The sequence below is a fragment of the Maritalea mediterranea genome (assembly GCF_021568695.1).
Lineage (GTDB): Bacteria > Pseudomonadota > Alphaproteobacteria > Rhizobiales > Devosiaceae > Maritalea > Maritalea mediterranea.
In genome coordinates this window covers 149,492-172,991 of record NZ_JAKGTI010000001.1, presented here as the reverse complement: position 1 = coordinate 172,991, position 23,500 = coordinate 149,492, and the positions used below count along the sequence as shown (strand labels likewise).

Annotated in this window: 21 protein-coding genes; 11 read left to right on the top strand and 10 right to left on the bottom strand. The window is 54.6% G+C overall.

Annotated features, from left to right (window positions below):
* Nucleotides 1–37: 37 nt before the first annotated feature.
* Complete coding sequence (locus L1I42_RS00875) at nucleotides 38–1,003, top strand: glutathione S-transferase family protein (RefSeq protein ID WP_236112568.1); 966 nt, start codon at nucleotides 38–40, stop codon at nucleotides 1,001–1,003.
* Here L1I42_RS00875 and L1I42_RS00870 read toward each other — a convergent pair.
* Nucleotides 1,000–3,060 carry a transglycosylase domain-containing protein gene (locus L1I42_RS00870; RefSeq protein ID WP_236112567.1) on the bottom strand — a complete coding sequence of 687 codons (2,061 nt, stop codon included), beginning with the start codon at nucleotides 3,058–3,060 and terminating at the stop codon, nucleotides 1,000–1,002. The genes L1I42_RS00875 and L1I42_RS00870 overlap by 4 nt on opposite strands.
* A gap of 173 nt (nucleotides 3,061–3,233) precedes the next feature.
* Here L1I42_RS00870 and L1I42_RS00865 point away from each other — a divergent pair, with 173 nt between their 5' ends.
* Entirely contained in the window at nucleotides 3,234–3,710 is a 477-nt protein-coding gene (locus L1I42_RS00865) for a GNAT family N-acetyltransferase (RefSeq protein ID WP_236112565.1), read from the top strand.
* A gap of 24 nt (nucleotides 3,711–3,734) precedes the next feature.
* Here the strand turns inward: L1I42_RS00865 and gyrB are convergent, their stop codons facing one another.
* The 6 genes from gyrB to mutM all read right to left on the bottom strand — a co-directional run bounded on the left by gyrB (nucleotide 3,735) and on the right by mutM (nucleotide 12,418).
* Nucleotides 3,735–6,164: a DNA topoisomerase (ATP-hydrolyzing) subunit B gene (gene gyrB / locus L1I42_RS00860; RefSeq protein WP_236112564.1), complete on the bottom strand. Its 2,430-nt coding sequence runs from the start codon at nucleotides 6,162–6,164 to the stop codon at nucleotides 3,735–3,737.
* A 147-nt stretch (nucleotides 6,165–6,311) separates the two neighbouring features.
* Nucleotides 6,312–7,445 (bottom strand): DNA replication/repair protein RecF, encoded by a 1,134-nt coding sequence (gene recF, locus L1I42_RS00855; RefSeq protein ID WP_236112562.1) that lies wholly within the window; start codon nucleotides 7,443–7,445, stop codon nucleotides 6,312–6,314.
* 20 nt (nucleotides 7,446–7,465) lie between these two features.
* A complete protein-coding gene (gene dnaN, locus L1I42_RS00850) occupies nucleotides 7,466–8,590 on the bottom strand; it encodes a DNA polymerase III subunit beta (RefSeq protein WP_236112559.1) in 1,125 nt (374 codons plus the stop codon).
* 183 nt (nucleotides 8,591–8,773) lie between these two features.
* Nucleotides 8,774–10,210: a chromosomal replication initiator protein DnaA gene (gene dnaA / locus L1I42_RS00845; protein ID WP_236114137.1), complete on the bottom strand. Its 1,437-nt coding sequence runs from the start codon at nucleotides 10,208–10,210 to the stop codon at nucleotides 8,774–8,776.
* A 905-nt stretch (nucleotides 10,211–11,115) separates the two neighbouring features.
* Nucleotides 11,116–11,382 carry a 30S ribosomal protein S20 gene (gene rpsT, locus L1I42_RS00840; protein WP_236112557.1) on the bottom strand — a complete coding sequence of 89 codons (267 nt, stop codon included), beginning with the start codon at nucleotides 11,380–11,382 and terminating at the stop codon, nucleotides 11,116–11,118.
* A gap of 154 nt (nucleotides 11,383–11,536) precedes the next feature.
* Nucleotides 11,537–12,418 (bottom strand): bifunctional DNA-formamidopyrimidine glycosylase/DNA-(apurinic or apyrimidinic site) lyase, encoded by an 882-nt coding sequence (mutM, locus tag L1I42_RS00835; protein ID WP_236112555.1) that lies wholly within the window; start codon nucleotides 12,416–12,418, stop codon nucleotides 11,537–11,539.
* 170 nt (nucleotides 12,419–12,588) lie between these two features.
* Between mutM and ubiE the strand changes: the two genes are divergently transcribed.
* From ubiE to L1I42_RS00795, 8 genes are all read left to right on the top strand, one after another.
* Nucleotides 12,589–13,356, top strand: a complete 768-nt coding sequence (gene ubiE, locus L1I42_RS00830; RefSeq protein WP_236112553.1) for a bifunctional demethylmenaquinone methyltransferase/2-methoxy-6-polyprenyl-1,4-benzoquinol methylase UbiE — start codon at nucleotides 12,589–12,591, stop codon at nucleotides 13,354–13,356.
* An 11-nt stretch (nucleotides 13,357–13,367) separates the two neighbouring features.
* Nucleotides 13,368–14,891: a 2-polyprenylphenol 6-hydroxylase gene (ubiB, locus tag L1I42_RS00825; RefSeq protein WP_236112552.1), complete on the top strand. Its 1,524-nt coding sequence runs from the start codon at nucleotides 13,368–13,370 to the stop codon at nucleotides 14,889–14,891.
* 16 nt (nucleotides 14,892–14,907) lie between these two features.
* Nucleotides 14,908–16,119 carry a bifunctional phosphopantothenoylcysteine decarboxylase/phosphopantothenate--cysteine ligase CoaBC gene (gene coaBC / locus L1I42_RS00820; protein ID WP_236112551.1) on the top strand — a complete coding sequence of 404 codons (1,212 nt, stop codon included), beginning with the start codon at nucleotides 14,908–14,910 and terminating at the stop codon, nucleotides 16,117–16,119.
* Nucleotides 16,119–16,574, top strand: a complete 456-nt coding sequence (dut, locus tag L1I42_RS00815; protein ID WP_236112550.1) for a dUTP diphosphatase — start codon at nucleotides 16,119–16,121, stop codon at nucleotides 16,572–16,574. The genes coaBC and dut overlap by 1 nt, the downstream gene beginning before the upstream one ends.
* A 26-nt stretch (nucleotides 16,575–16,600) precedes the next feature.
* Nucleotides 16,601–17,332 carry a DUF2259 domain-containing protein gene (locus L1I42_RS00810; protein ID WP_236112549.1) on the top strand — a complete coding sequence of 244 codons (732 nt, stop codon included), beginning with the start codon at nucleotides 16,601–16,603 and terminating at the stop codon, nucleotides 17,330–17,332.
* Nucleotides 17,333–17,335: 3 nt separating this feature from the next.
* Complete coding sequence (moeB, locus tag L1I42_RS00805; protein WP_236112548.1) at nucleotides 17,336–18,076, top strand: molybdopterin-synthase adenylyltransferase MoeB; 741 nt, start codon at nucleotides 17,336–17,338, stop codon at nucleotides 18,074–18,076.
* Nucleotides 18,077–18,103: 27 nt separating this feature from the next.
* The gene (locus L1I42_RS00800; RefSeq protein WP_236112547.1) at nucleotides 18,104–19,057 is read left to right on the top strand and encodes a Gfo/Idh/MocA family protein; all 954 of its coding nucleotides are present in this window, start codon (nucleotides 18,104–18,106) and stop codon (nucleotides 19,055–19,057) included.
* A 99-nt stretch (nucleotides 19,058–19,156) separates the two neighbouring features.
* Nucleotides 19,157–19,570 (top strand): VOC family protein, encoded by a 414-nt coding sequence (locus L1I42_RS00795; RefSeq protein WP_236112546.1) that lies wholly within the window; start codon nucleotides 19,157–19,159, stop codon nucleotides 19,568–19,570.
* 26 nt (nucleotides 19,571–19,596) lie between these two features.
* On the opposite strand, the gene L1I42_RS00790 is transcribed toward L1I42_RS00795, so the two are convergent.
* From L1I42_RS00790 to fabA, 3 genes are all read right to left on the bottom strand, one after another.
* The gene (locus tag L1I42_RS00790; protein ID WP_236112545.1) at nucleotides 19,597–20,325 is read right to left on the bottom strand and encodes a metallophosphoesterase family protein; all 729 of its coding nucleotides are present in this window, start codon (nucleotides 20,323–20,325) and stop codon (nucleotides 19,597–19,599) included.
* A 214-nt stretch (nucleotides 20,326–20,539) separates the two neighbouring features.
* Nucleotides 20,540–21,766, bottom strand: coding sequence for a beta-ketoacyl-ACP synthase I (fabB, locus tag L1I42_RS00785; protein WP_236112544.1), 1,227 nt, complete (start codon nucleotides 21,764–21,766; stop codon nucleotides 20,540–20,542).
* Nucleotides 21,767–21,800: 34 nt separating this feature from the next.
* Complete coding sequence (gene fabA / locus L1I42_RS00780; RefSeq protein ID WP_236112543.1) at nucleotides 21,801–22,313, bottom strand: bifunctional 3-hydroxydecanoyl-ACP dehydratase/trans-2-decenoyl-ACP isomerase; 513 nt, start codon at nucleotides 22,311–22,313, stop codon at nucleotides 21,801–21,803.
* A gap of 280 nt (nucleotides 22,314–22,593) precedes the next feature.
* Here fabA and L1I42_RS00775 point away from each other — a divergent pair, with 280 nt between their 5' ends.
* The gene (locus L1I42_RS00775; protein WP_236112542.1) at nucleotides 22,594–23,391 is read left to right on the top strand and encodes a PhzF family phenazine biosynthesis protein; all 798 of its coding nucleotides are present in this window, start codon (nucleotides 22,594–22,596) and stop codon (nucleotides 23,389–23,391) included.
* Nucleotides 23,392–23,500: the final 109 nt, after the last annotated feature.

Here is a 23,500-nt window from a genome sequence, read left to right as displayed (position 1 = left end):
CGATCGAGGGGTCGCGCCCATTTTTAAGGAGCTAATCATGCTTATCAAAGGAGAATGGCAGGGGGATTGGCATCCCTATCAGCAAAAGGACAAGAAGGGCGGCTTTGTTCGCCAGGAATCGTCCTTTCGCCACTGGATTACCGCGGATGGTGCCCCCGGCCCCACGGGTGAAGGTGGCTTTAAAGCCGAAGCCGACCGCTATCATCTGTATGTGGCGCTGATCTGCCCCTGGGCCTCACGCACCCTGATGGCGCGGGCGCTGCAAAAGCTGGAAGAGGTGATCAGCGTCAGCGTGGTCAATCCCCAGCTCTCGGCAGAAGGCTGGGCCTTTGGCGGATTCGAGGGCGCGGATGAGGATGTGCTGAATGGCGCCACCTATATGCATCAAATCTACACAAAGGCTGATCCGCATTATACTGGACGGGCGACGGTGCCGGTGTTGTGGGACAAAAAACGCCAGACCATCGTGAACAATGAAAGCGCGGACATTTTGCGCATGCTCAATCAAAGCTTTTCTGAGATTGTGCCGACACAGCTGGACCTTTACCCCGATGCGCTGGCCAGTGAGATCGACGTATTGAATGACTGGTTGTATCACGGGCTCAATAACGGGGTTTATCGCGCCGGGTTTGCCCAAAGCCAGGAGGCTTATGCTGAGGCCTTTGATGATGTGTTTGCCACGTTGGAAAAGCTGGAAGACCGTCTGGCCCAGCAAGGCCCTTATCTGTTTGGCGATCAATTGACCGAAAGCGATATTCGCCTGTTCGTCACGTTGGCGCGGTTTGATGTGGCTTATTATGGCCTCTTCAAAACCAATTTGAAGCGGGTGCAGGATTATCCCCATCTGCTGGCTTTCTGCCAAAAGATTTATGGGCTGGATGGAGTGGCGAACACCGTCAAGCTCGATCACATCAAGGCGGGCTATTATTCGGTCAAGGCGCTCAATCCCCACCAGATTATACCAGCAGGGCCTATCGATGTGGGGTTCGTTGCTGCGGCTTAGCGCGAGAACAGCTCGTTGATCAAATCACCCAGATTACGGCGTTGGCCTTCTTGTGGTCGCTCGGTCATGGGTTCAAGATTTTGCGTGTCGAACCGCACATTGCCGCCGGGGATTTGCGCCACCGCAAGTCCCTCATGGGCTTTTTGCATAAAGTCGTGCCACACTTCCACCGGCACATTGCCGCCGCTGGCGTTGGTGGGGGTGTCATCATCATTGCCCACCCACACGCCGGTGACCAGACGCGCACTATAGCCAACGAACAGGGCATCGCGGTTTTTCTGGGAGGTGCCGGTCTTGCCTGCAATCGGCCAATCGCCAAATTGGGCTTTGCGGCCGGTGCCAACTTCCACGGCGTGGGCCAACATATCATTCATCATGGGGATATATTCGGGCGCGATCACCTGGCCCGGCCCGGCAGGCTCATGGCGATAAAGCACTTCGCCGCCAGCGGTTTCAATGCGGGAAATGACGCGCGCAATCACCCCTTCGCCACCATTGGCAAATGGCGCATAGGCGGCGGTAAGCTCCAACAGGGAAATGCCAGTTGTGCCCAAAGCACTTGAGGGCACGGGATCAACATTGCTGGAGATGCCCAGCTTATAGGCCGTGCGTGCGACATTCTCCGGTCCCAGTTCGATGGCCAGTTTGGCGGAGACCACGTTGGATGAAACCGCCAGCGCATCGCGCAGCCGAATGCGGCCTCGATATTTGCCGCCGGCATTTTCTGGCGACCAATCCTTATAGGTAAAGGGCGCGTCTTCCACCACCGTATCTGGGCGATAGCCATTTTCCAACGCGGTGAGGAACACGAAAGGCTTGAACGCAGAGCCTGATTGCCGCCGTGCAGTCACCGCCCGGTTATATTGGCTTTTGGTGTAATCAATGCCGCCGACAATGGCCTGCACCGCGCCATCAGGCGTCATGGACACAAGTGCCCCTTGACTGAACGCGCGTTCTTCACCCTGTTCGCGCACAATTTCCTTGATCAGGAATTCAGCCTGTTTTTGCAGCTCCCAATCAATGGTGGTGTAAACCACAACATCCTGATCGACTTCGCCCAGATAATTGTCCATCAAGGTTTCCACCCAGTCAGCGACATAATATTCGGTGCCGGTGACCCGGGTGCGAATACGTTTATTCGGGTCAATGGCGGCGGCTTCCGCTTCGGCTTCCGATATATATCCTTCTTCCGCCATGGCATTGAGCACGAGGCGGGCGCGGGCCGCAGCGTCCTCAGGGTTTTTGTTTGGGGCCAAACGCGACGGGGCTTTCAGCACCCCGGCCAAAATCGCCGACTCGCCCAACGAGAGGTTACGTGCCGACTTGCCGAAATAGCGCTGGGCCGCCGCTTCAATGCCATAGGAACCTGCGCCGAAATAGACCCGATTCAAATAAAGCTGCAATATCTCGTCTTTGGTGAAGTTCTGCTCCAGCCAGATCGACAAAAGTGCTTCTTGAATTTTGCGACCATAATTCTGGTCGGGCGATAAAAACAGGTTCTTTGCCACCTGTTGGGTTATGGTGGAGCCACCGCCAGTGATGCGACCTTCAATTGTATTGTTGACAAAGGCGCGGGCGATGCCGATCGGGTCGATGCCGAAATGATTGTAGAAGCGCCGGTCCTCAATGGCCAGCACAGCAGCGGGCACAAAGTGGGGCAGCTCGTGGATAGAGACCGCTTCACCACCCATCTTGCCGCGGTTAGACAGGAGCCGTCCATCAGCCGCCACAATGCGGATATTGGCCGGGCGGTCCGGAATGGCCCATGTGTCAGATGAGGGCAATTGCATGCCATAATAGGCGACAATGCCGATCACAGCGATACCCGCCCAAACACCCAACACCACGCCCCAATAGAACAAGCGGCGAATGACGCGCCAAAACGTCCATTTCGACTGTTTTTTGGCTTTGCGCCGAGTCACTTTTTTTCTGGGATTCGCGGTTTTCGGCGAAGCTTTGGTTTTGGCGCGGGTGCGCGTTTTCTTGCCCTTGCTGGCCCCCACACGATCAGCGCTGGTCAGTTTCAGATCTGATGATTTGGACGGTTTACGCGCCACCAATTGGCCTCACACATTTGATTAAAACTCGAGGAAAATGCTTATTCAATGTAAATGTGGCCGGTTTATGGGGTGTAAACATTTTTGCCACACCGCATTATTCTCTTCCCCTGCCCTTTGCATGCACACAATGTCATTTTAAAGAAGGCTTTTGGCTAAATTGTGAGTAAGTGATGAGTTCTTGCCTTTCCATTCGTGCAGCGCGCAAAGAGGATATCGCCGCGCTATCAGACATTCTGATCGCAACTTTCGAGCAGGTGTGGCAACCGCAACTTACGGGCCCCGGCATCGAGAAAAGCAAAGACTTTCCCGCGCGTGTGCATGATTATCTGGAGCAATATGTAGCCGACATTTATGTGGCTACAATGGATGACAGGCCATTGGGGATGATCCACTGGATTGGCGACTTTGTGGCTGCATTGCATGTATCGCCTATGGTGCAAGGCAAGGGGGTTGGCGGCATCTTGTTGGCCTTTGCCGAGCAGGAGATTGTCAAATCGCATGAACAGGTGCGGCTGGAAACCGACAGTTTTAATGCCCAGTCCCGCGCATTTTATCAAAAGCATGGGTTTGAGGAGATAAAGCAATATCCCGATGAAGAATGGGATAGCGGGTTTACCACCATCTTGCTCCAAAAGACGCTAAAATGAAAAGGCGCCTTGCGGCGCCTTTGACTATACGTCGAGGTTGGCTACGCTCAGCGCGTTTTCCTGAATGAATTCGCGCCGTGGCTCCACCAGATCCCCCATCAATTTGGAGAAGGTTTCGTCGGCCACATCGCTTTCCTTAATGTGCACGCGCAGCAAGGAACGGGCGTTTGGATCAAGGGTTGTTTCCCACAATTGATCCGGGTTCATTTCACCCAGCCCCTTATAGCGCTGCATGGAAATGCCCTTGCGGCCAAAGCTGGTCATCGCATCGTAGAGCGAGAAGGGGCCAAAGATTTGCTGGCTCTGCGCCTTGCGCTCCAGCTTGGCGAGACCTTCAAACAGATTGCCCAGATAGGAGGCCAACTTTTCCAGATTGCGTGCATCGGTAGAGCGCAGCAAGCTGGCATCAATCTTGTGGCTTTCCAGAACGCCGCGCACGGTGCGCTCGAAAACATAGCCTTCGGTCGGGTCAAAAGTGCCCTGCCAGCCCTGCTCGGTTTCCGCCGACACCAGATCAAGCCGCTGAGCAACCGTCTGGGCCATTTTTTCGCCTTTGGCGGGGTCTTCAAACACTTCAAGGCTGAGCGCGCCGGAGATGGCACATTGCTCGACAATCTGGCGGTCATAACGCGCATTCAGCCCGTTGATGGTGTGCACCATATCGCGGCTTTTGCCAGCCAGATCGAGCAGATCCTGCCCCGTATGGGTTACGCCTGCCGCTGTGATCAGCGCTGCATCTTCCAGCCCTGTGTTCAGCAAATATTCTTCCAGCGCTTTTTCGTCTTTCAGATATTGTTCGGACTGACCGCGCCGCACCTTATAGAGCGGTGGTTGCGCGATAAACACGTGACCATTCTCGATCAGTTCAGGCATTTGCCGATAGAAGAAAGTAAGCAACAGCGTGCGAATGTGCGCCCCATCCACGTCCGCATCGGTCATGATGATGATTTTGTGGTAGCGCAGCTTGGAAATATCAAATTCTTCCCGGCCAATGGAGGTGCCAAGCGCCATCACCAAATTGCCAATTTCCTGGCTCGACAACATTTTGTCGAAGCGCGCACGCTCCACGTTCAAAATCTTACCGCGCAATGGCAAAACAGCCTGGGTGCCCCGATCGCGGCCCTGAGTGGCGGAGCCGCCCGCGCTGTCACCCTCCACCAGGAAGAGTTCTGATTTGGCCGGGTCTTTTTCCGAACAATCTTTAAGCTTGCCAGCGAGGTAGGACACATCAAGTGCCGTTTTCCGCCGGGTCAGCTCACGCGCCTTACGCGCCGCTTCCCGCGCGGCGGCAGCCTCAGCCACTTTCGAGACAATATTTTTCGCTTCTTGCGGGTGTTCTTCAAACCATTGGTTCAGGCGATCATTGACCACTGATTCCACCACTGGGCGCACTTCAGACGACACCAGCTTATCTTTGGTTTGGGATGAGAATTTCGGGTCCGGCACTTTTACGGACAAAACGCAGGTCAGCCCTTCACGGCAATCGTCGCCGGTGAGGGAGACTTTTTCGCGCTTCAACACGCCCGAGCGGTCAGCATAGCCGGTGACCTGCCGGGTCAGCGCCCCGCGCAAGCCCGCCAGGTGGGTGCCGCCATCGCGCTGGGGAATATTGTTGGTGAAGCACAGCACATTTTCGTGGTAGCTCTCGTTCCACCACAGGGCCAGCTCGACAGTGATGTCGTCTTTTTCGACGGTGATATAGATCGGGTTTTCAATCAGCGCCTGTTTGGACTTATCCAGATAGCGCACAAAGGCTTCCAACCCGCCCTCATAATAAAGCTCAACTTCTTTGTCTTCGCCGTGGCGATGATCTCTCAAAATGATGCGTGCGCCAGAGTTCAAAAAGGCCAGCTCGCGCAAGCGGTGTTCGAGCGTGTCATAGTTAAACTCAACCATGGTGAAGGTTTCAGGCGAGGGCATAAAGGTCACTTTGGTGCCTGTCTCGTCGCCCGCATCACCAATCACTTCCAGCGGCGCATCGGCCACCCCGTGCGTAAAGCGCATACGGTGCACTTGGCCCTTGCGCCGAATCTCCAGCTCCAGCCACACCGACAACGCATTCACCACGGAAACGCCCACACCGTGCAGACCGCCAGAAACTTTATAGGAATTGGAATCGAATTTACCGCCAGCGTGCAGCTGGGTCATGATCACTTCGGCAGCGGAGACACCCTCTTCCTCGTGGATATCTGTTGGGATACCCCGACCATTATCGGTGACCGAAACAGAACCGTCCGGGTTCAACGTGACGGTCACATAGTCCGCATGACCTGCCAGTGCTTCGTCAATGGCGTTGTCCACCACCTCATAGACCATATGGTGCAAACCGGAGCCATCATCGGTATCCCCGATATACATGCCCGGGCGTTTGCGCACCGCGTCCAGGCCCTTGAGCACCCGAATGCTTTCCGCACCATATTCACTATTTTCAGGGGTCTGATTTTCTTCGCTCATTTGCACCGAATCACAATCTGTTTAGCTTCTCTTTTTCTAGACCTTTTTGGCCCTAAACCAAAGAGTCGCAGGGCATTTTTGCCCCTTTTTCTTGGGATTGTCGGTCCATTTCGCCCATCAGGGCGAAATTGTCATAAAAATATGGTGTTAAAGCGCCAATTGCGCGTCATTGACCGCCACAAATTGCGCCTCGTCGCCCAAGGCTTCAAACAGCATTTTGTCGGTGCCGGTCATCCAGCATTGGGTGCCCAATGCGTTCAGGATCTCAAAAAGGGCGGCGCGGCGCGATGGGTCGAGATGGGCGGCGATCTCGTCCAGCAGCAAAAGCGGTGAAATATGGGTGATCTGGCGCACCAGTTCGGCCTGTGCCAGGATCAACCCGATCAGCAGCGCCTTTTGCTCGCCCGTAGAGCAGAGCCCGGCGGGCATTTGCTTATCGAGATGGGTCACCTGCATATCGGTGCGGTGCGGCCCCAAGGTGGTGCGGCCAGCCACGCGATCTATGCCCCGCCGGTCGCGCCATAAATCGGTGAGAAAGCTCTCTAAAGCGCTGGAGGAGACAAACTCCTGTTGCAGTTCATCCTGCGCCGCGAGCGCCACATGGGCCGCCGGGAAAGGCGCATCGCCGCGGGTTTCGTCCAACAGCTGGTTGAGATGGGTGATCATATCCACCCGCGCAAAATGCATGGCGGCAGCGTGGGTGGCCATTTGGGCCTCGATGGCGCTCATCCATCCCGGATCGAAATCACTTTCCAACAGCTTGTTGCGCTGGCGCATGGCTTTTTCAAAAGCATTGGCCTCGGCCCCGTGGCTGGGGATCAGTGTCATCACCAGTCGGTCAAAAAAACGGCGGCGATCCCCCACGGGACCGGTGAACAATCCGTCCAGCGCCGGGGTCAGCCACAAAATGCGGGCATATTCGCCTAACTCCTCGACGGACTTGGCGGCACTGCCATTGATCCGCACCTTCCGCCCGGTCTGCACGCCTTGGTCAAGCCCGGTGCCCATATCCACGGGCCCCATGGGCGTTTCGAGGCTCGCGGCCACGGCCCAGCCGGTTTCGCTGCTGTGCAGCGCCAATTGCTCAAAGGCGGCGCGGCGCAGGCCACGCCCCGGCCCGAGCAGGGAAATCGCTTCTAAAAGATTGGTTTTGCCCGCCCCGTTTGGCCCGGTCAGTACCACATGGCGCGCGTCCGGGTCCAAAGCCGCACTTGCATAGTTGCGAAAATTGGTGAGCCGCAATCGTGAGATATAATGGGTGGGCAGCTCTCTATGTGCCATTCAGCGCCTGCCCTTTTCGGCTAAACGCGCATGGGCATCAAAATATAGAGCGCGCGATCTGCCTCATCTTCTGATTGCACGATGGTTGGCGACCCGCTGTCGGAGAACATAAAGATCGCCTGCTCAGAATGCACCTGCTCGATAATGTCGAGCAAATAGCGGGCATTAAAGCCGATTTCAAAGCCCTCATGCTCAAACTCAATGGGCAGCTCTTCCCGCGCCGTGCCATGGTCCGGGTTGGTGACGCTCAGTTCCAGCAGGCCTTCGCTGAGGCCCAGTTTGACGGCCTTGCCGCCCCGGTCTGACGCGATGGTGGAGACGCGATCCACCGCCTGTTTCAGCGCATTGCGGTCCACAGCCAACCGCTTGTCATTGTCTTTCGGGATCACCCCTTCATAATTGGGGTAGGTGCCTTCAATCAATTTTGACAAGAGCACCACGCCACCCAACTCAAAGCGGATTTTGCTGTCGGACAACTCAATCACCACATCCTGGTCATCATCGCCCAAAAGCTTTTGCACTTCGGCCACGGTTTTGCGCGGTACGATGATGGACGGCATGCCTTCTGAGCCTTGTGGCGCTTCGCTTTCGGCGCGGGCCAGACGGTGCCCGTCGGTCGCAACAGCGCGCAGGATTACGCCATTATCTTCGCTCATGGTGTGGAAGAAAATACCGTTGAGATAATAGCGGGTTTCTTCCGTTGAAATGGCGAATTGGGTGCAATCAATCAGATTTTTCAACACACCCGCTTTGAGGGTGAATTTGTGGCTGAAGTCGCCTGATTTCAAATCCGGGAAGCCATCCGGCGCCAGGCAGGTCAGATTAAAGTTTGAGCGGCCGGAGGTGATGGTCATCTGTTCGTTGGTGCCATCGGTTTCCAGATTGACCTCAGCGCCATCAGCGAGCTTGCGGACAATCTCATAAAGCGTGTGGGCGGGCACGGTGGTGGTGCCAGCGACGCCAACCATGGCGGGCACGCTTTCGGTGATTTCAATGTCCAAATCGGTGGCGCGCAGTTCCAGCTGGCCGTCATGAGCATTGATCAAAACGTTGGACAGGATGGGGTAGGTGGTCCGCCGCTCCACAACACGGTGAACATGGCCCAAAGATTTGAGCAAATGGTTGCGCTCCAAAGTGACCTTCATCTGACGTCTCCCATGCGGCCATCCTTTTTTGCGATGGCGCTTATCATTGATCTATTCGGGGTTGCGAAACTGACTTTTTCTTACGCAAAAGGCAAGTGCAAACTCGCCGAAATCCCGTAATAACAACAGAAAACGGCGCATCTTTTGCCAAGATGCGCCGTTTTGCCTCCCCCATAGTTTCGTCTATTCCTCAATCATGCGCTTGAGCAGTTCCACCTCTTGCGCAAAACCGGTATCGCCCCCCATCAATTGCTCCACTTTACGCACCGCGTGCAGCACGGTGGTGTGATCGCGATTGCCAAAGCGACGGCCAATTTCGGGCAGTGACCGCGAGGTCAAAATCTTGGACAGATACATGGCGATCTGACGCGGGCGCACAACGGAGCGGGACCGCCGGGACGACAAAAGATCGGGCTTGGACACTTTAAAGTGCTTGGCCACGGTGGTCTGAATCTCGTCAATCTTGACCCGGCGTGTGTCGCGGGTGCGCAGCAGATCATGGAGCGCTTTTTCCGCCAGCTCAATGGTGATCGGCTCTTCGGTCAATTGGTTTGCCGCCACTAGACGGTTCACCGCGCCATCCAGATCGCGACCGTGCGACAAGACATTGCGCGCAACATAATCGAGCACAGGTGCCGGAATGTGCAGGCCGGGGAATTTGGCGGCGGCCTGTTCCGCCCGCTTTTCCACGATGGCCCGGCGCAATTCTTCATCCAAAGGCTGGATTGGCACCACAAGGCCACCTGACAGGCGCGACCGCAAACGGTCATCCAGCATGTCGAGATCGCGTGGAGGCGCATCGCCAGCCACCACCACTTGCTTTGCCCCGGTGAGCAAGGCGCTCAACGCCTGACCCAGCTCGGTGACGGATTTGCCTTGAAGGAATTGCATGTCATCAATGAGCAGCACATCGATTGACCGAAGCCACTCTTTAAAGGCAATGGCGCTTTGGCGCTGCACTGCGGTGATGAAGTGATACATGAAATGGTCGGCGGTGAGGTAGACGATGTTGCGGTTCTTGTCGCCGGCGCCCGCTGCCCAGGCGATGGCATTCAACAGGTGGGATTTGCCCAAGCCGACTGATGAATGGATATAGACCGGATTGAAGGCGGCGGTGCCTTGTGCGGCGGCTTGCGCGACTTGCTTGGCGGCGGCCAGCGCCATTTCGTTGGCTGAACCAGTTACAAAGCTATCAAAGGTCAATTTCGGGTCGAGCGCCGAACCGGACAAGGCATCGCCCGCTTTCATGCGTGCATTATGCTGCGCCCCGGAGCGCAACCCCTGATTGGTGGTGGTTTTGGCTTCCGGCTTTTCAGTTTCGGCCGCATTATTTTGCTGAACGGCGGCGCGCGGCTTGCCATTAACCCGCACGGTGAGGTGCAACTGGGCCACCTGATCGGTTTCCGATGTAAACGCCTCTAAAATACGATCCTGATAGTTTGATGTAATCCATGAGCTTAAAAAGCGGGTTGGCACTGAAAGATGTGCGATGCCATCGCAGATTTCTTCCAATTCCATCGACGCGAACCAAGATGAAAACACATCCTCGCCCACACTTGCCCAAAGTCTTTTTTTAACACGCGCCCAAATCTTTGACTGATCCGCCCCCAAATCCGTCATTTGCTCTCCACCCGTAAGTTTAGATTGATTGGTCGCAACCTCTTGTTGATCTTGTTCATTTGTGATGTCGCGCGCCAAAAGCGATGTGTGGTTCATTATGTGCCTCTGTTTGACCAAATCTCACCCGTCTCCAATCCCGCGAGATTGGCCGCACGACGGGTGACTTGCCCCCGTAAACAAAGCAATATCGCGCGCCGAAAGCATTCGGCGTAGGAAATTGCCGGTTTATTTTAAAAGTTAGCGAAAACCGCCAGAAAGTTGTTTATTGAAACTCACAAGACGAGGTGAGCTAAGAAAAGAATGATGCGAGTTCTTTATGTCTATTTCGAAACTCGGGCCCCGTACGCCCGTTTTTCTTGTGCCGCATCACAATGCCCCCGGTTTTGATGAAAGTGTGGCAATTTTTTACTCACACCCCATCAGTCTTCGTTCCAACGGGGATCATATTAGCCCTGAAAAATTTGGGTTTCAACCGTGGAATCTCGCAAAATGGGGATTGACTCTATGATCAAAATTGCGGTTGAGCCCAAGTGAGTCTGCCCCCTATTTTTTAAGGCTTTGACTCTTCTTATAGATTCAAAAATCAAGCCCCAAAATCGCGTTAATAAAAAATTTACTTTTTCTGATTTTTTAACTGATTTGCAGGTTTTTCTCTCCGACGAAGCGCGCACGCAAATTCGACAAGATATTGAAATTCAATACTTTTTCGGGAAATGCTTCAATTTGATGACAAAAGTCCAAATAGATTCAATGGTTTGAGCCAATTGCGTCATGTCACCCAAGATGAACTGACTTCTGGTTGCGGCAAAGCTGATATCAACCTGCCGGATTTTGCACGCAAAAAGCCCTTCTCTGATCACTCAAAGAAGGGCTTTCAAATCTGGAATGTCAGAGACGTTTATGCCTTAAGCAGAAACGGCCTTAACACGTGCAGCCAAGCGTGAAATTTTGCGGGCAGCCATGTTCTTGTGCACCACGCCTTTCGTTGCGGCGCGCATAATTTCCGGCTGTGCACTTTGCAATGCTTGCTTCGCAGCAGCGCCATCACCAGAAGCAATCGCCTCTTCAACTTTGCGGATGAATGTGCGCATGCGTGAACGACGTGCTTTGTTGACCTCGGTCTTACGCTCGATCTTGCGTACAGCCTTTTTTGCTGACGGAGTATTTGCCATGCTTTTCCTCGTATGTGCGTTTTCGGCCCAAATTGTTATGAAATTCAAACCGAAATAAAAGCGGCGGCACAGCTGCCGCCAAAATTTCGTTGGCGCGTTATAGAGCGCCTAAGGGGCTACGTCAATATCAAATTGGGGAAAAGCACCGCGTGGTCTAGCTTTGGCAGGTGGGGCACATAAAGGTGGAACGGCCAGAAAGCACGCGTCGCTCGATCCGGGTGCCGCAGCCGTCGTGAACACAAATCTCGCCTTCCCTTCCATAGACCCTGAATTGATGCTGAAAATAGCCCAGATCACCTTGGGCATTTTTAAAGTCTTTCAGGGTGGACCCGCCCGCCTCGATCGCGATCATGAGCGTGCGCTTGATCGCCTGGGTGAGCCCATCCAGCAAAACCGGATCTTTTTGATGGGCCTTTGCCAAATCTGCCATGGGTTTAAAGGGGTCAATGCACATTTCAAACAAGGCTTCACACACATAGATATTGCCAAGACCTGCCACAATCCGCTGATCCAGCAGCCCGGTTTTCACCGGGCTTTTTTTTCCGGTGAAGCGGGTGGCCAGATGATCAGCGCTGAATTGATTGGACAGCGGCTCCGGACCAAGATGGTCCAAATGTTTATTGGGGCCATCCTCGGCAATCAAGTCCATATACCCAAAGCGCCTCGGGTCATTATAGATTAATTCCACTTCCCCTTTGGTGGGATGGGTCAATCGCATTGCCACATGATCATGTTTGGGGGACAGTTTTTGCTTATGCACCCGCGCATCGGCATCGGGAACATATTGGCCAACTTTGAAACTGCCGCTCATGCCCAGATGGGCCAACAGTTTTTCGCGTGAGCTCAGTTCAACCACCAGATATTTGGCCCGGCGCCCCACATGCTGAATGGTCTGGCCTTCAAGCCGTTTCGCCATATTGATGGGGAAAGGAAACCGCAGATTTGGCCGATTGAGTTTCACTTCATTTATCGTTGCGCCGGTCAGGAACGGGTCGAGACCACGTCTCACTGTTTCAACCTCGGGCAATTCAGGCATAGGCTTTATCCATACTCACTGCAGCAACCTGCTGGTTTACCTCTTTTTACCTGCGTCAATCCAATGCACCCTAAACCTGGTCTGTTTTATTGGAAATCCAAAACCGCTTGGGATATGGTGCGGCGAAATTGACGCTATCTCTACGTTCTTTGCTCGACAGGACCATATAAATGACGGACGCACAACAAACCACACATTTTGGTGAACGCGAAGTACCTTTGGGCGAAAAGCAGGGGCTCGTGAATGATGTGTTTCACAAGGTGGCGGATCGCTATGACCTGATGAATGACATGATGAGCGGCGGCCTGCATCGGGTGTGGAAAGATGCGTTTGTGGCCAAGCTGGCGCCGCCAAAATCAGGCAATGACCATTATCATGTGCTGGATATGGCCGGGGGCACCGGCGATATTGCCCAGCGGATTATGAGCGCCTCGCATGGCAATGCCAGCGTCACCGTGTCTGACATAAATAGCGATATGTTGCGCGTGGGCGCGGAGCGCGCAAAAAGCTGGCGTTATCAGGATGGCGTGGATTTTGTCGAAGCCAATGCGGAAGAACTGCCCTTTGGGGACAGGTCGTTTGACGCCTATACAATTGCCTTTGGCATTCGCAATGTGCCGCAGATCGATAAGGCGCTGCGGGAAGCCTATCGGGTGCTCAAACGCGGCGGGCGGCTGATGGTGTTGGAGTTTTCGACCGTGGATGTACCGGGGCTGGATAAGGTTTATGAGCTTTTCTCCGACCATGTGATCCCGCCCATGGGCAAAATGGTGACGGGCGATGGCGACCCTTACCAATATCTGGTGGAGAGCATTCGCAAATTTCCCAAGCCGGACGATTTTGCGCAAATGATCCGTGAGGCCGGGTTTGACAATGTGAGCTATACTCCGCTCACCGGCAATATTGCCACCATCCATTCGGCCTGGAAAATTAGATAGGCACCGCATTTATGAGCATTTCAGCCTATTTTCGCCTTATCCGCGCTGGCTATGTTTTAGCCCGGGAAGGCGCGCTTTCCGTCACCGAAGGCCAAGGCATTAAAGGCCCGGCGGCCCGCTTGATCAAATTGGCGCGGCTGATCGAACGGCGCTCTGTGCGCAAGACCGGACGGGTTGAGCGCTTGTCCAAAGCCTTGCAGAAACTGGGCCCGACCTATGTGAAACTGGGGCAAATGCTGGCCACCCGGCCCGATATTGTGGGCCCTCATGTGTCTGGCGACCTGCAAGGCCTGCAAGACCAAATGCCGCCCTTTGACCAAAAGCTGGTGCCGCAAATTCTGAAGTCTTCATTGGGTGGTGCAGCGGACAAGCTTGACCGCGTGTCAGACCCGATTGCTGCCGCCTCAATCGCGCAAGTGCATGAAGCCTATATTGAGGGGCAGAAGGTGGCGGTCAAATTGCTGCGGCCCGATATTGAAGAGCGATTTTATAAAGACCTTGCGTCCATGCGCGCTGCCGCCGGCTTGGCCGAGCGCTTTGTGCCGAAATCGCGGCGGCTACGTCCGCTCGATGTGATCAAAACGTTGGAGCGCTCTGCCTTTTTGGAAATGGATTTGCGGCTGGAAGCGGCGGCCATTTCGGAAATGAATGAAAATACCGCCGATGATCCGGGCTTTGAAATTCCAACTGTCATCTGGCCGCAAACCTCAAAAGAAGTGATGACCACATCTTGGATGGAGGGCATCCCCATCCGTGATCATGCCAAAATTGACGCGGCGGGGCTGGACCGGAAAAAGATCGCCAAGGATCTGTTGCAAAGCTTTTTGCGCCATGCCATTCGCGACGGTTTTTTCCATGCGGATATGCATCCGGGCAATCTGTTTGTGGCCCCCCATGATGGCACGGTTCGGGCGGTAGATTTTGGCATTATGGGACGCATCGGCGCGGAAGAGCAGAAGTTTCTCGCCGAAATTCTCTATGGCTTTATCACCCGCAATTATCAGCGCATTGCGCAATTGCATTTTGACATCGGTTATGTGCCTAAAGACCAGTCGGTGGATGATTTTGCCCAAGCCTTGCGCGCCATTGGCGAACCGCTGGTCGGACGGTCCGCAGACCAGATTTCCATGGCCAAAGTGCTGACCCAATTGATGGACGTGACCGAACTTTTTAACATGCAGACCCGCACTGAGTTGGTGATGCTACAAAAGAACATGGTGCTGGTGGAGGGCGTGGCCCGTTCGCTTGATCCGGAACTGAACATGTGGACCACAGCCGAGCCCATCGTATCGGAGTGGGTGAAACGCAAAGTGGGGCCCGAAGGCATCATCAAAGACGCGATTGCTACCGGCAATGAGTTTTTGCTGGCCGCAAAGAAACTGCCGGACTTGCTCAACCGATATGAAAAGATGCTCGAGGATGCTGAACAGCAGCAGCAGCGCACGCCGTTTTTCATGAAACGTTGGTTTGCAGCCCTGAGCACCATATTGATGGTTTTGGTTGCCGCCGCCGCGTTGAAAACCCTATTGTTCTAAAAACGAAGGGAACACTATGCTTGAAGGCCGCAAAATTCTGTTGATCATCACAGGTGGCATTGCCGCCTTCAAAGCGATTGATGTGATGCGCCTGATCCGCAAAGCGGGGGGTCAGGTGCAACCCCTAATGACGCGGGCAGCGCAAAACTTTGTCACCCCGATGACCGCCAGCACCGTTTCGGGTCAACACACCTTGACCGACCTGTTTGATTTGAACCGGGAAGCGGAGATCAACCATATTGAACTGGTGCGCGATGCGGACCTGATTGTGGTGGCCCCGGCCACTGGCAATTTTATGGCCAAGATGGCGCATGGTGTCGCCGATGATCTGGCCTCCACCGCGATTCTGGCGCGGGACAAGCATGTGATCGTTGTCCCAGCGATGAATGTGCGCATGTGGGAATCAGCCGCCACCCAGCGCAATTATCGCCAATTGCTGGACGATGGTATGCAGTTTTTGGGGCCGGTTGAGGGCAGCATGGCCTGCGGCGAATTTGGCCCGGGTCGGCTGGCGGAACCACCAGAAATTTTTGATGCCATCTGCGCCTATTTCGAAAAGGGCCAAAGCCTTAAGGGCAAGCATTTTGTCGTCACCTCCGGCGGCACGCGCGAGCCGATTGATCCGGTGCGGTTTATCTCCAACGCGTCCTCCGGCAAGCAAGGCACGGCCATTGCCCAGAGCCTCTTGGACCGTGGCGCGAAGGTCAGCTTTATTTATGGCGCCTCCGATGTGCCACCGCCACCGGGAGCAGACGCGATCGCCGTGGGCAGCGCACAAGAGATGTATGAGGCCGTGCATCAGGCTTTACCCGCCGAAGGCGCGATTTTCTGCGCGGCGGTTGCTGATTGGCGGCCCAAACAGGCAGGCCGTGAGAAAATCAAAAAACAAGCTGGCGCGACGGATGCGCCCAGCATCGAGATGGTGCTGAACCCGGATATTTTGAAATCAGTAGCCCAATTGGAGGGCGCGGCCCGACCCCAATTGGTGGTGGGTTTTGCCGCGGAAACTGAAAATCTGGTGGACCATGCGCGCGCCAAGCGCCAGCGCAAGGGCTGCGATTGGCTGTTGGCCAATGATGTCAGCCCGGAAATGGGCACCTTTGGCGGCGACCAGAATAAAATCACTTTCTTCCGCTCTGATGCGCCCGAAGAATGGGACACAATGAGCAAAAAAGACGTGGCGGACAAACTGGCCGATGCCATTGCCACCACATTTAAGGGGTCATAATGGTTGAGGTTCAGTTTAAAATATTGCCCCATGGCGAAGGACTCGAGGCGCCGCAACAGGCGACATCTGGTGCGGCTGGCCTAGACCTGCGCGCCGCGGTGCTCGAGGGCGAAGCCATAATCATTGAACCGAGTGAATTCAGCATGGTGCCCACTGGCATTTCTATCGCCTTGCCCGAGGGCTATGAGGCGCAGGTGCGGCCTCGCTCAGGTCTTGCGGCCAAATTTGGCGTGACCGTACTTAACAGTCCCGGCACAGTGGATGCAGACTATCGTGGGGAGCTCAAAGTGATCCTGATCAATCACGGCAAATCCCCATTCACCATCAATCGTGGTGATCGAATTGCGCAGATGGTGATTGCGCCGGTTGAAAAAGTGGTCATGATAAAGACAGAATCTCTGTCTAACACTGATCGTGGTGCGGGCGGGTTTGGTTCAACCGGGGTGTCATCTTAGGGCGCCCTTTGCAAAGAGGTGCGCACATGGCCTTTTCTTCGCTTTCACGTCTTGCGCTGGTCGCAACGCTTTTTTTCACGCTCATATCCTCGGCCCTTGCGGGCGATCGTGCCTTGCTAAATGTGATTGGCTATTCAGAAGATGGTCGCTATTTCGCCTTTGAAGAATTTGGCGTGCAGGATGGGTCAGGCTTTGCCTATTCTAATATTTACCTGATCGATCTGGCCGAAGACAAGTGGGTGGAAGGGTCGCCCTATCGGATACAGTCCGACGAGGAGATGACCCCATTGCATGTGATCAGGGCCGAGGCGGCCAGTGAAGCCTTTGCCGATCTGGAAGCCTATGGCATCGTCACCCCGGCAGATATGATTGCCTTCCAGGCGGATGGCGAACCGGACATTGACCGCACCAGTATTGCTTTTAACCTGCCGGGTCTGATGGGTCCTGCGCCGCGCGCCGAGATGTATGAGATTGCGCTTGAGATTTTCAAAGCTCCCTCCACGGAACCATGCGTGGATTATATGGGTGAGCCACCCATGGGCTTTGCCGTCAAGCTGCGGGATCAGGATGGCAATGTGGATCAAGTCTATCAGGACAGTCATATTCCCAAATCACGCGGTTGCCCGATGACCTATCGGCCCACCGCGGTGCTTGTGCCGTTCCAGTCTTATAGTCTTGATCATGCGGTGCTGCTGGTGTCGGTTTGGTCGCACGGCTTTGAAGGGCCGGACCGTCGCTTTATCGTGGTGCCGCTTTAATCTATGTCCTTAAGTGCTGAAGAAACGGCCCGCTATGCCCGCCATATTGTGCTCAAGCGCATTGGCGGGGTGGGGCAGCAACGCCTTAAAGCCGCAAAGGTGCTGATTATCGGCGCCGGCGGCCTGGGTAGTCCCGCTCTTGCCTATTTGGCCGCCGCCGGGGTGGGCACCATCGGCATTATTGATGATGATCATGTATCGCTGTCCAATTTGCAGCGGCAGATTGTGCATCGCACCTCGGACGAAGGCGTGCCCAAGGTAGACTCGGCACAGCGCTTTGCCAGTGAATTGAACCCCCATGTCACCCTCATTCCCCATCATTTGCGTCTCTTGGCCGAGAATGGCGATGACTTGATCAGCGCCTATGATCTGGTGCTGGATGGCAGCGACAATTTCGCCACGCGCAAGCTGGTGGCCGATTTATGTGCCGCCCATCAAAAACCGCTGGTGGCAGGGGCCGTCACCCTGTTTGATGGCAATCTGACGGTGTTTATGCCTTTTGAGGGCGAAAACCCGTCATTCGACGATCTTTACCCCGCGCCGCCAGAGAATGAAGCGCAGTTTTCCTGCGAAGAGGTGGGCATTTTGGGGCCGATCACCGGCGTGATTGGCAGCTTGCAGGCGCTTGAGGCGATCAAGCTGATCGCCGGTGTCGGCCAACCGCTGGTGGGCGAAATGCTGATCTATGACAGCCTGAATGCCACCACCCGCAAAATGAAATATCGACGCCGCGCCAAAGCTTGATTATCGTGCCCCCAAAAGGGGAGCGAGATGAGCAAAACAATCGCGGTGATCGGTTTGGGCATAATGGGCCAGCGCATGCTGCAGGCGCTCGACAGCTATGCAGCTTTTGAGGTCACCCATATGTGGGACCCGAGCGAGGCTGCCCAAAAGGCTGCGCTTGCCATTGCGCCAGATGCTGCTATTCCCGCCACAGCAGAAGCCGCTATTGATGCGGTGGATTTGGTTTATCTCGCCTGTCCGCCCGCGCCGCGACACCTTTATGCCAAATATGCTGCCGATCTGGACAAACCACTCTTTTTGGAGAAGCCACTGGGCACTGATGTGTTGGCCAGCAGGGAATTGGTCCGGCACCTTGATGCAGCAAAGGTCCCGACGGCGGTCAATTTTGTGCAGGCGACGGGGGAACCCCTCGCCCATATTCAATCGGCCCAATCGGCTGGCGAAATGGGTGCGCTCACGGGTATTGATATTTTTGTCTCCTATGCCCAATGGCCTCGTGCTTGGCAGGTGAAAGCCGATTGGCTGCGCTTTCGTGCCGAAGGCGGCATGACGCGTGAGGTGATCTCGCATTTCCTGTTTTTCGCGGAACGGGTGATGGGGCCAGTGGAACTGGAGTGGGCGCATGTGGATTATCCCGATGACGAGTTGTGCGAAACCGACTTGGCGGCCCGCCTGACCAATCAGAACGGCATCAAGCTCAATATTTTCGCCAGTGTCGGCGGCGCGCAGCCTGACCGGCAGGAGATTTTTGTCAAAGGCGAAAATCAAAGCTTCTCCGTGCGGCAATTCAGCGAATTATGGGTGACGCGCGGCGGTGAATTCACCCAGCTCGTTGACCCCGGTGCCAATGCCCGGATTGACGGGTTGCATGCGCAACTGGACCATTTTGCCCGACTGATCGAGGGCAAAGATCATCTTCTGGCCACGCCGCAAGAAGCCCTGAGTGTGCAGGAGAAAATTGAGGCGATGCTGGGCGTTTAGATCGCTAAGAAAGGCTCAACCAATCCAACAAGCTTTGCTTGACGGTTGGACCAAAAATCACGACAATCTGGCAACACTCATTGAGGATGATTTGATTTTATGAAATCGCTTTTCCATCTGGCCTACCATGTCACCGACTTGAAAGTGGCCCGGTATTTTTATGGTGAGATTTTGGGGTGTCGAGAAGGTCGCAGCGCGGAAAGCTGGGTCGATTTTGACTTTTTCGGTCACCAGATTTCACTGCATGTTGGGGTGCCGGTCAAAACCGCCCGCACTGGGCTGGTGGGCGACCATAAGGTGCCGATGCCACATATGGGCGTTATTCTCGAGCATAGCGATTGGGAAAAACTGGCAGAGCGCCTTAAGCGCGCCAATGTGGATTTTATCATTCCACCGCAAGTGCGATTTGAGGGCGAACCAGGCGAGCAGTGGACCATGTTTTTCACCGATCCGTGCGGCAATCCAATTGAAGTCAAAGGCTTCAAAAATATGGATGGTCTTTTCGCCAGTTAGGCCCATGTCGCGGCCGACCGTCGCACCTATTTGAGTGGCTTACGCCCCTCATCTGTTAACACCCAGCAGGCAGCTGCCCCTTCAAACACGGCAGCTGTCAGCGGTTTGCCATAGCCCGCACCGGTATCAAGGTTGACGCGATTGCCGTAATGGGCGGCGGCGGGCACAGTGGTGTGGCCATGCACAATCAACCAGTCATGCGGGCGCGGATCGTCCAAAAAGCCTTCTCTGATCCACACCAGATCATCTTCTTTTTGCTGCTCTAACGCCACACCCGGGCGGATTCCTGCATGGACAAACAGCAAGTCACCTTCGGTGATGGTAAGGGGCAAGCTATTGATAAAATCAAGATGATGCTGCGGCACCGCGTTCAGCGCATCTTCATGTAATTGGAAGATACGGCGATCAGTGTCAGCATCGACACCATAAGAAGCGAGGGTTTCCGCACCGCCAATCCGCTCGTGAAACCAATCATATCCCGGCTTCAGCCGATAATCGGTGCGCGGATAATCTTCCATAAACATGGCAAACATGCGATCGTGATTGCCCAAGATGCAATGCCAGTTCTTGCCGGATTTCATGCCTTTGTCCAGCAGGTCTATCACGTCCTTGCTGTTGGCGCCGCGATCAACATAATCGCCGAGAAAAACGATTTTCGCGTCTTTGCCGCCATCGCGCTCAATTTTGTCGAGCGTGTGCTCAAGCATCTCGATTTGGCCGTGAATATCGCCAATGGCATAGATGGGGTCAGGCATGATTTTCCTCAAACTGATGGGCGCAACCGAGCGGTTACCGTGTTGGCAAGAAAAAGGGGCCTTCTGACCCCTTTGTTTTTTTTCGCCGCCACCGGACACTTCGTGTTCGTCCCCGGCACCCCCGGTTATTTTTTTGCGCCGCCGTCGTTCGCTACGCTCCCAACCACGGCCCCAGCCGATGGGTGTCTAGCGCAGGCGCAGCGCGATATTCAGGTTAGGCGTCCGGATGTTTAAACACCAGCGTGGCGTTGGTGCCACCAAAACCGAAGGAGTTGGACATCACGCAGCCAATGTTCTGATTGTCGCGGCGTTCGCGCAAAATCGGCATATCTTCAAACTCTGGGTCGAGATCGAAAATATTGGCGCTTTCACACAAGAAGCCTTCATTCATCATCATCACGGAATAGATCGATTCCTGCACCCCAACAGCACCCAGAGAGTGGCCAGTGAGGGACTTGGTGGCAGACAAAGGCGGACATTTGTCCTCATTGCCGAACACTTTGCGAATCGCATCAATTTCCTTGATGTCGCCTACTGGCGTGGAAGTGGCATGCGGGTTGATATAATCGATCGGGCAATCCACGGTATCCAGCGCCATGCGCATGCAACGCTCGGCCCCTTCGCCAGAGGGGGCCACCATGTCATAGCCGTCAGATGTGGCACCATAGCCGACAATCTCTGCCAGAATGTTGGCACCGCGCGCTTTGGCGTGCTCATACTCTTCAAGCACCATCACACCTGCACCGCCGGCAATAATGAACCCATCACGGTTTTTATCATAGGCGCGGGAGGCCACTTCGGGGGTGTCGTTATATTTCGAGGTCATGGCACCCAAGGCGTCAAACATGTTGGACATGGACCATTCAAGGTCTTCACTGCCGCCCGCAAACACAATGTCCTGCTTGCCCATTTGGATTTGCTCATAGGCATTGCCAATACAGTGCTTTGACGTCGCGCAAGCCGAAGTGATGGTGTAGTTCACGCCCTTGATCTTAAACGCGGTCGCCAATGTGGCCGATGCAGTGGAGCTCATGGCTTTTGGCACCGCCAATGGCCCGATGCGCTTGGGGCTCATTTTTTCGCGGGTGATGTCCGCGGCATTGATCAATGTTTCGGTTGAGGGGCCACCTGACCCCATTACGATGCCGGTGCGCGGGTTGGAGATGTTTTCTTCTTCCAGCCCGGCCTGCTCAATCGCTTCTTGCATGGCGATATAGTTCCATGCGGCGCCGCGCGCCATAAAGCGGGTTGTCCGGCGGTCCAAAACGGAAAACGGGTCCAGCGTTGGCTCCCCATGCACCTGGCTACGGAAGCCATATTTCACATGGTTTTCCGCTTTTGTGATCCCGGGCTTGGCGTCGCGCAGGCTTTGCAACACTTCCTGGCGGTTATTGCCGATTGAGGAAACAATCCCCATGCCTGTGATGACAACTCTTTTCATTTGATCCTCTTACCCTCTTGCGTGCTGCGGTGGATTATTGATCTTCAAGACCGATCAGGCCCACACGCAAGTTTTCGGCTTTATAAATAATTTCTCCATCAGCCTTCACCCAGCCATTGGCCACGCCAAACGGCAAGGGCGAACGCATGTGCTTTTTAATATCAACATGATATTGCAGCAGCTTTTTGTCATTGGTGGCCTGGCCCACAAACTTAATGGTGCCGCCCAATGCCCGGCCACGGCCCGGAGAACCACACCATGACAAGTAAAAGCCAATCATCTGCCACAAGGCATCAAGGCCCAGACAGCCCGGCATTACCGGGTCACCGATAAAGTGACACTGATAGAACCACAGATCCGGGTTCAAATCTAATTCAGCGGTCACACTGCCTTTGCCAAACTCACCACCATCATCATCAATATTGGTGATGCGGTCAAACATCAACATGGGTGGTGCGGGCAATTTGGCGTCGCCCTGTCCTGGCAATTCGCCGCGTCCATGCAAAATCAAATCGTCGTAGCTAAACTGATGGGCGCGCATTGTCATAGGCCATCTTCCCTCATTCGTTTCATGTGCGCGGCATGTAGACATGCCGCTTTTGTGCCGCATGCAACATCGGCCCAAAAATCATTTTGCTCGTCCATAGCATTTTTGGCCCGTTGCGCAAAGCAATTGCGTTTGATTAACCCATATAGCGCCATGCCAGAATCGCCAAGCCCAAAGGCGGCAATTGCCCCGCCTTTTTTCGATTTGACGGCTTGTCAGTCGCACTTTAGCGCTGCATTTTGGACCCTCAGGGAGCCCGTACAGAGTGGAAGAGGATAGAATGGAAATTTTTCAGGTGGATGCCTTCACCGCCAATTTGTTTAAGGGCAATCCAGCGGCTGTGATGGTGGTGGAGAACTGGCTGGATGGTGGGCTGATGCAGCACATTGCCATGGAGAACAATCTGTCCGAAACCGCCTTTGTGCGCAAACGGGATGACGAGTCTGGGTGGGATATTCGTTGGTTCACCCCCACCCATGAGGTGAGTTTTTGCGGCCATGCCACTTTGGCCAGCGCGCATATTTTGCACACAGAATATCAAGTGCCGATGCCACTCACCTTTTTTGGACAGGTAGGCGAATTGGTTGTGTCACTGGAAAAGGACGACCCTAAATCGCCCAGTTATCAGCTAAACTTTCCGGTGGTGCCCTTTGAAGAAATAGAGGCTTTACCCGACGCCATTGGCCCCAGCTTTAGCGCCACGCCGCGTGCCATTTTCAAATCCTATGAGAATTATTTTGTAGAGCTGGCGGACGAGGCTGCCGTGCGCGGCTTTGCGCCAGACCTTGCGGCGCTGGCGCAATTGGGCACAACAGGCGTGGTGATCACCGCCCAAGGGGATGAATTTGACTTTGTCTCGCGCTATTTTGTGCCCGGGGCAGGTATTGATGAAGATCCGGTGACCGGCTCTATTCACACCAGCCTGGTGCCCTATTGGGCTGAGAAACTGGGCAAAAGTGATTTTCAGGCCCATCAGGCCTCTGAAAGGGGCGGCAATTTGACCTGTCGCCTAAATGGAGATCGTGTGCAAATAGTTGGATCTGCAACAACCTACTTGCGTGGCAATTTGTGTCTTTAAAGAAAAGGGGCGCAAAGTGCCGGATTTGTTGCAATGGGCACGTTAATCTTGTACATGGGAAAATATTGAAGCCCGTGTAATACGCACCTATAGTGTGTTTGTGTGAGAT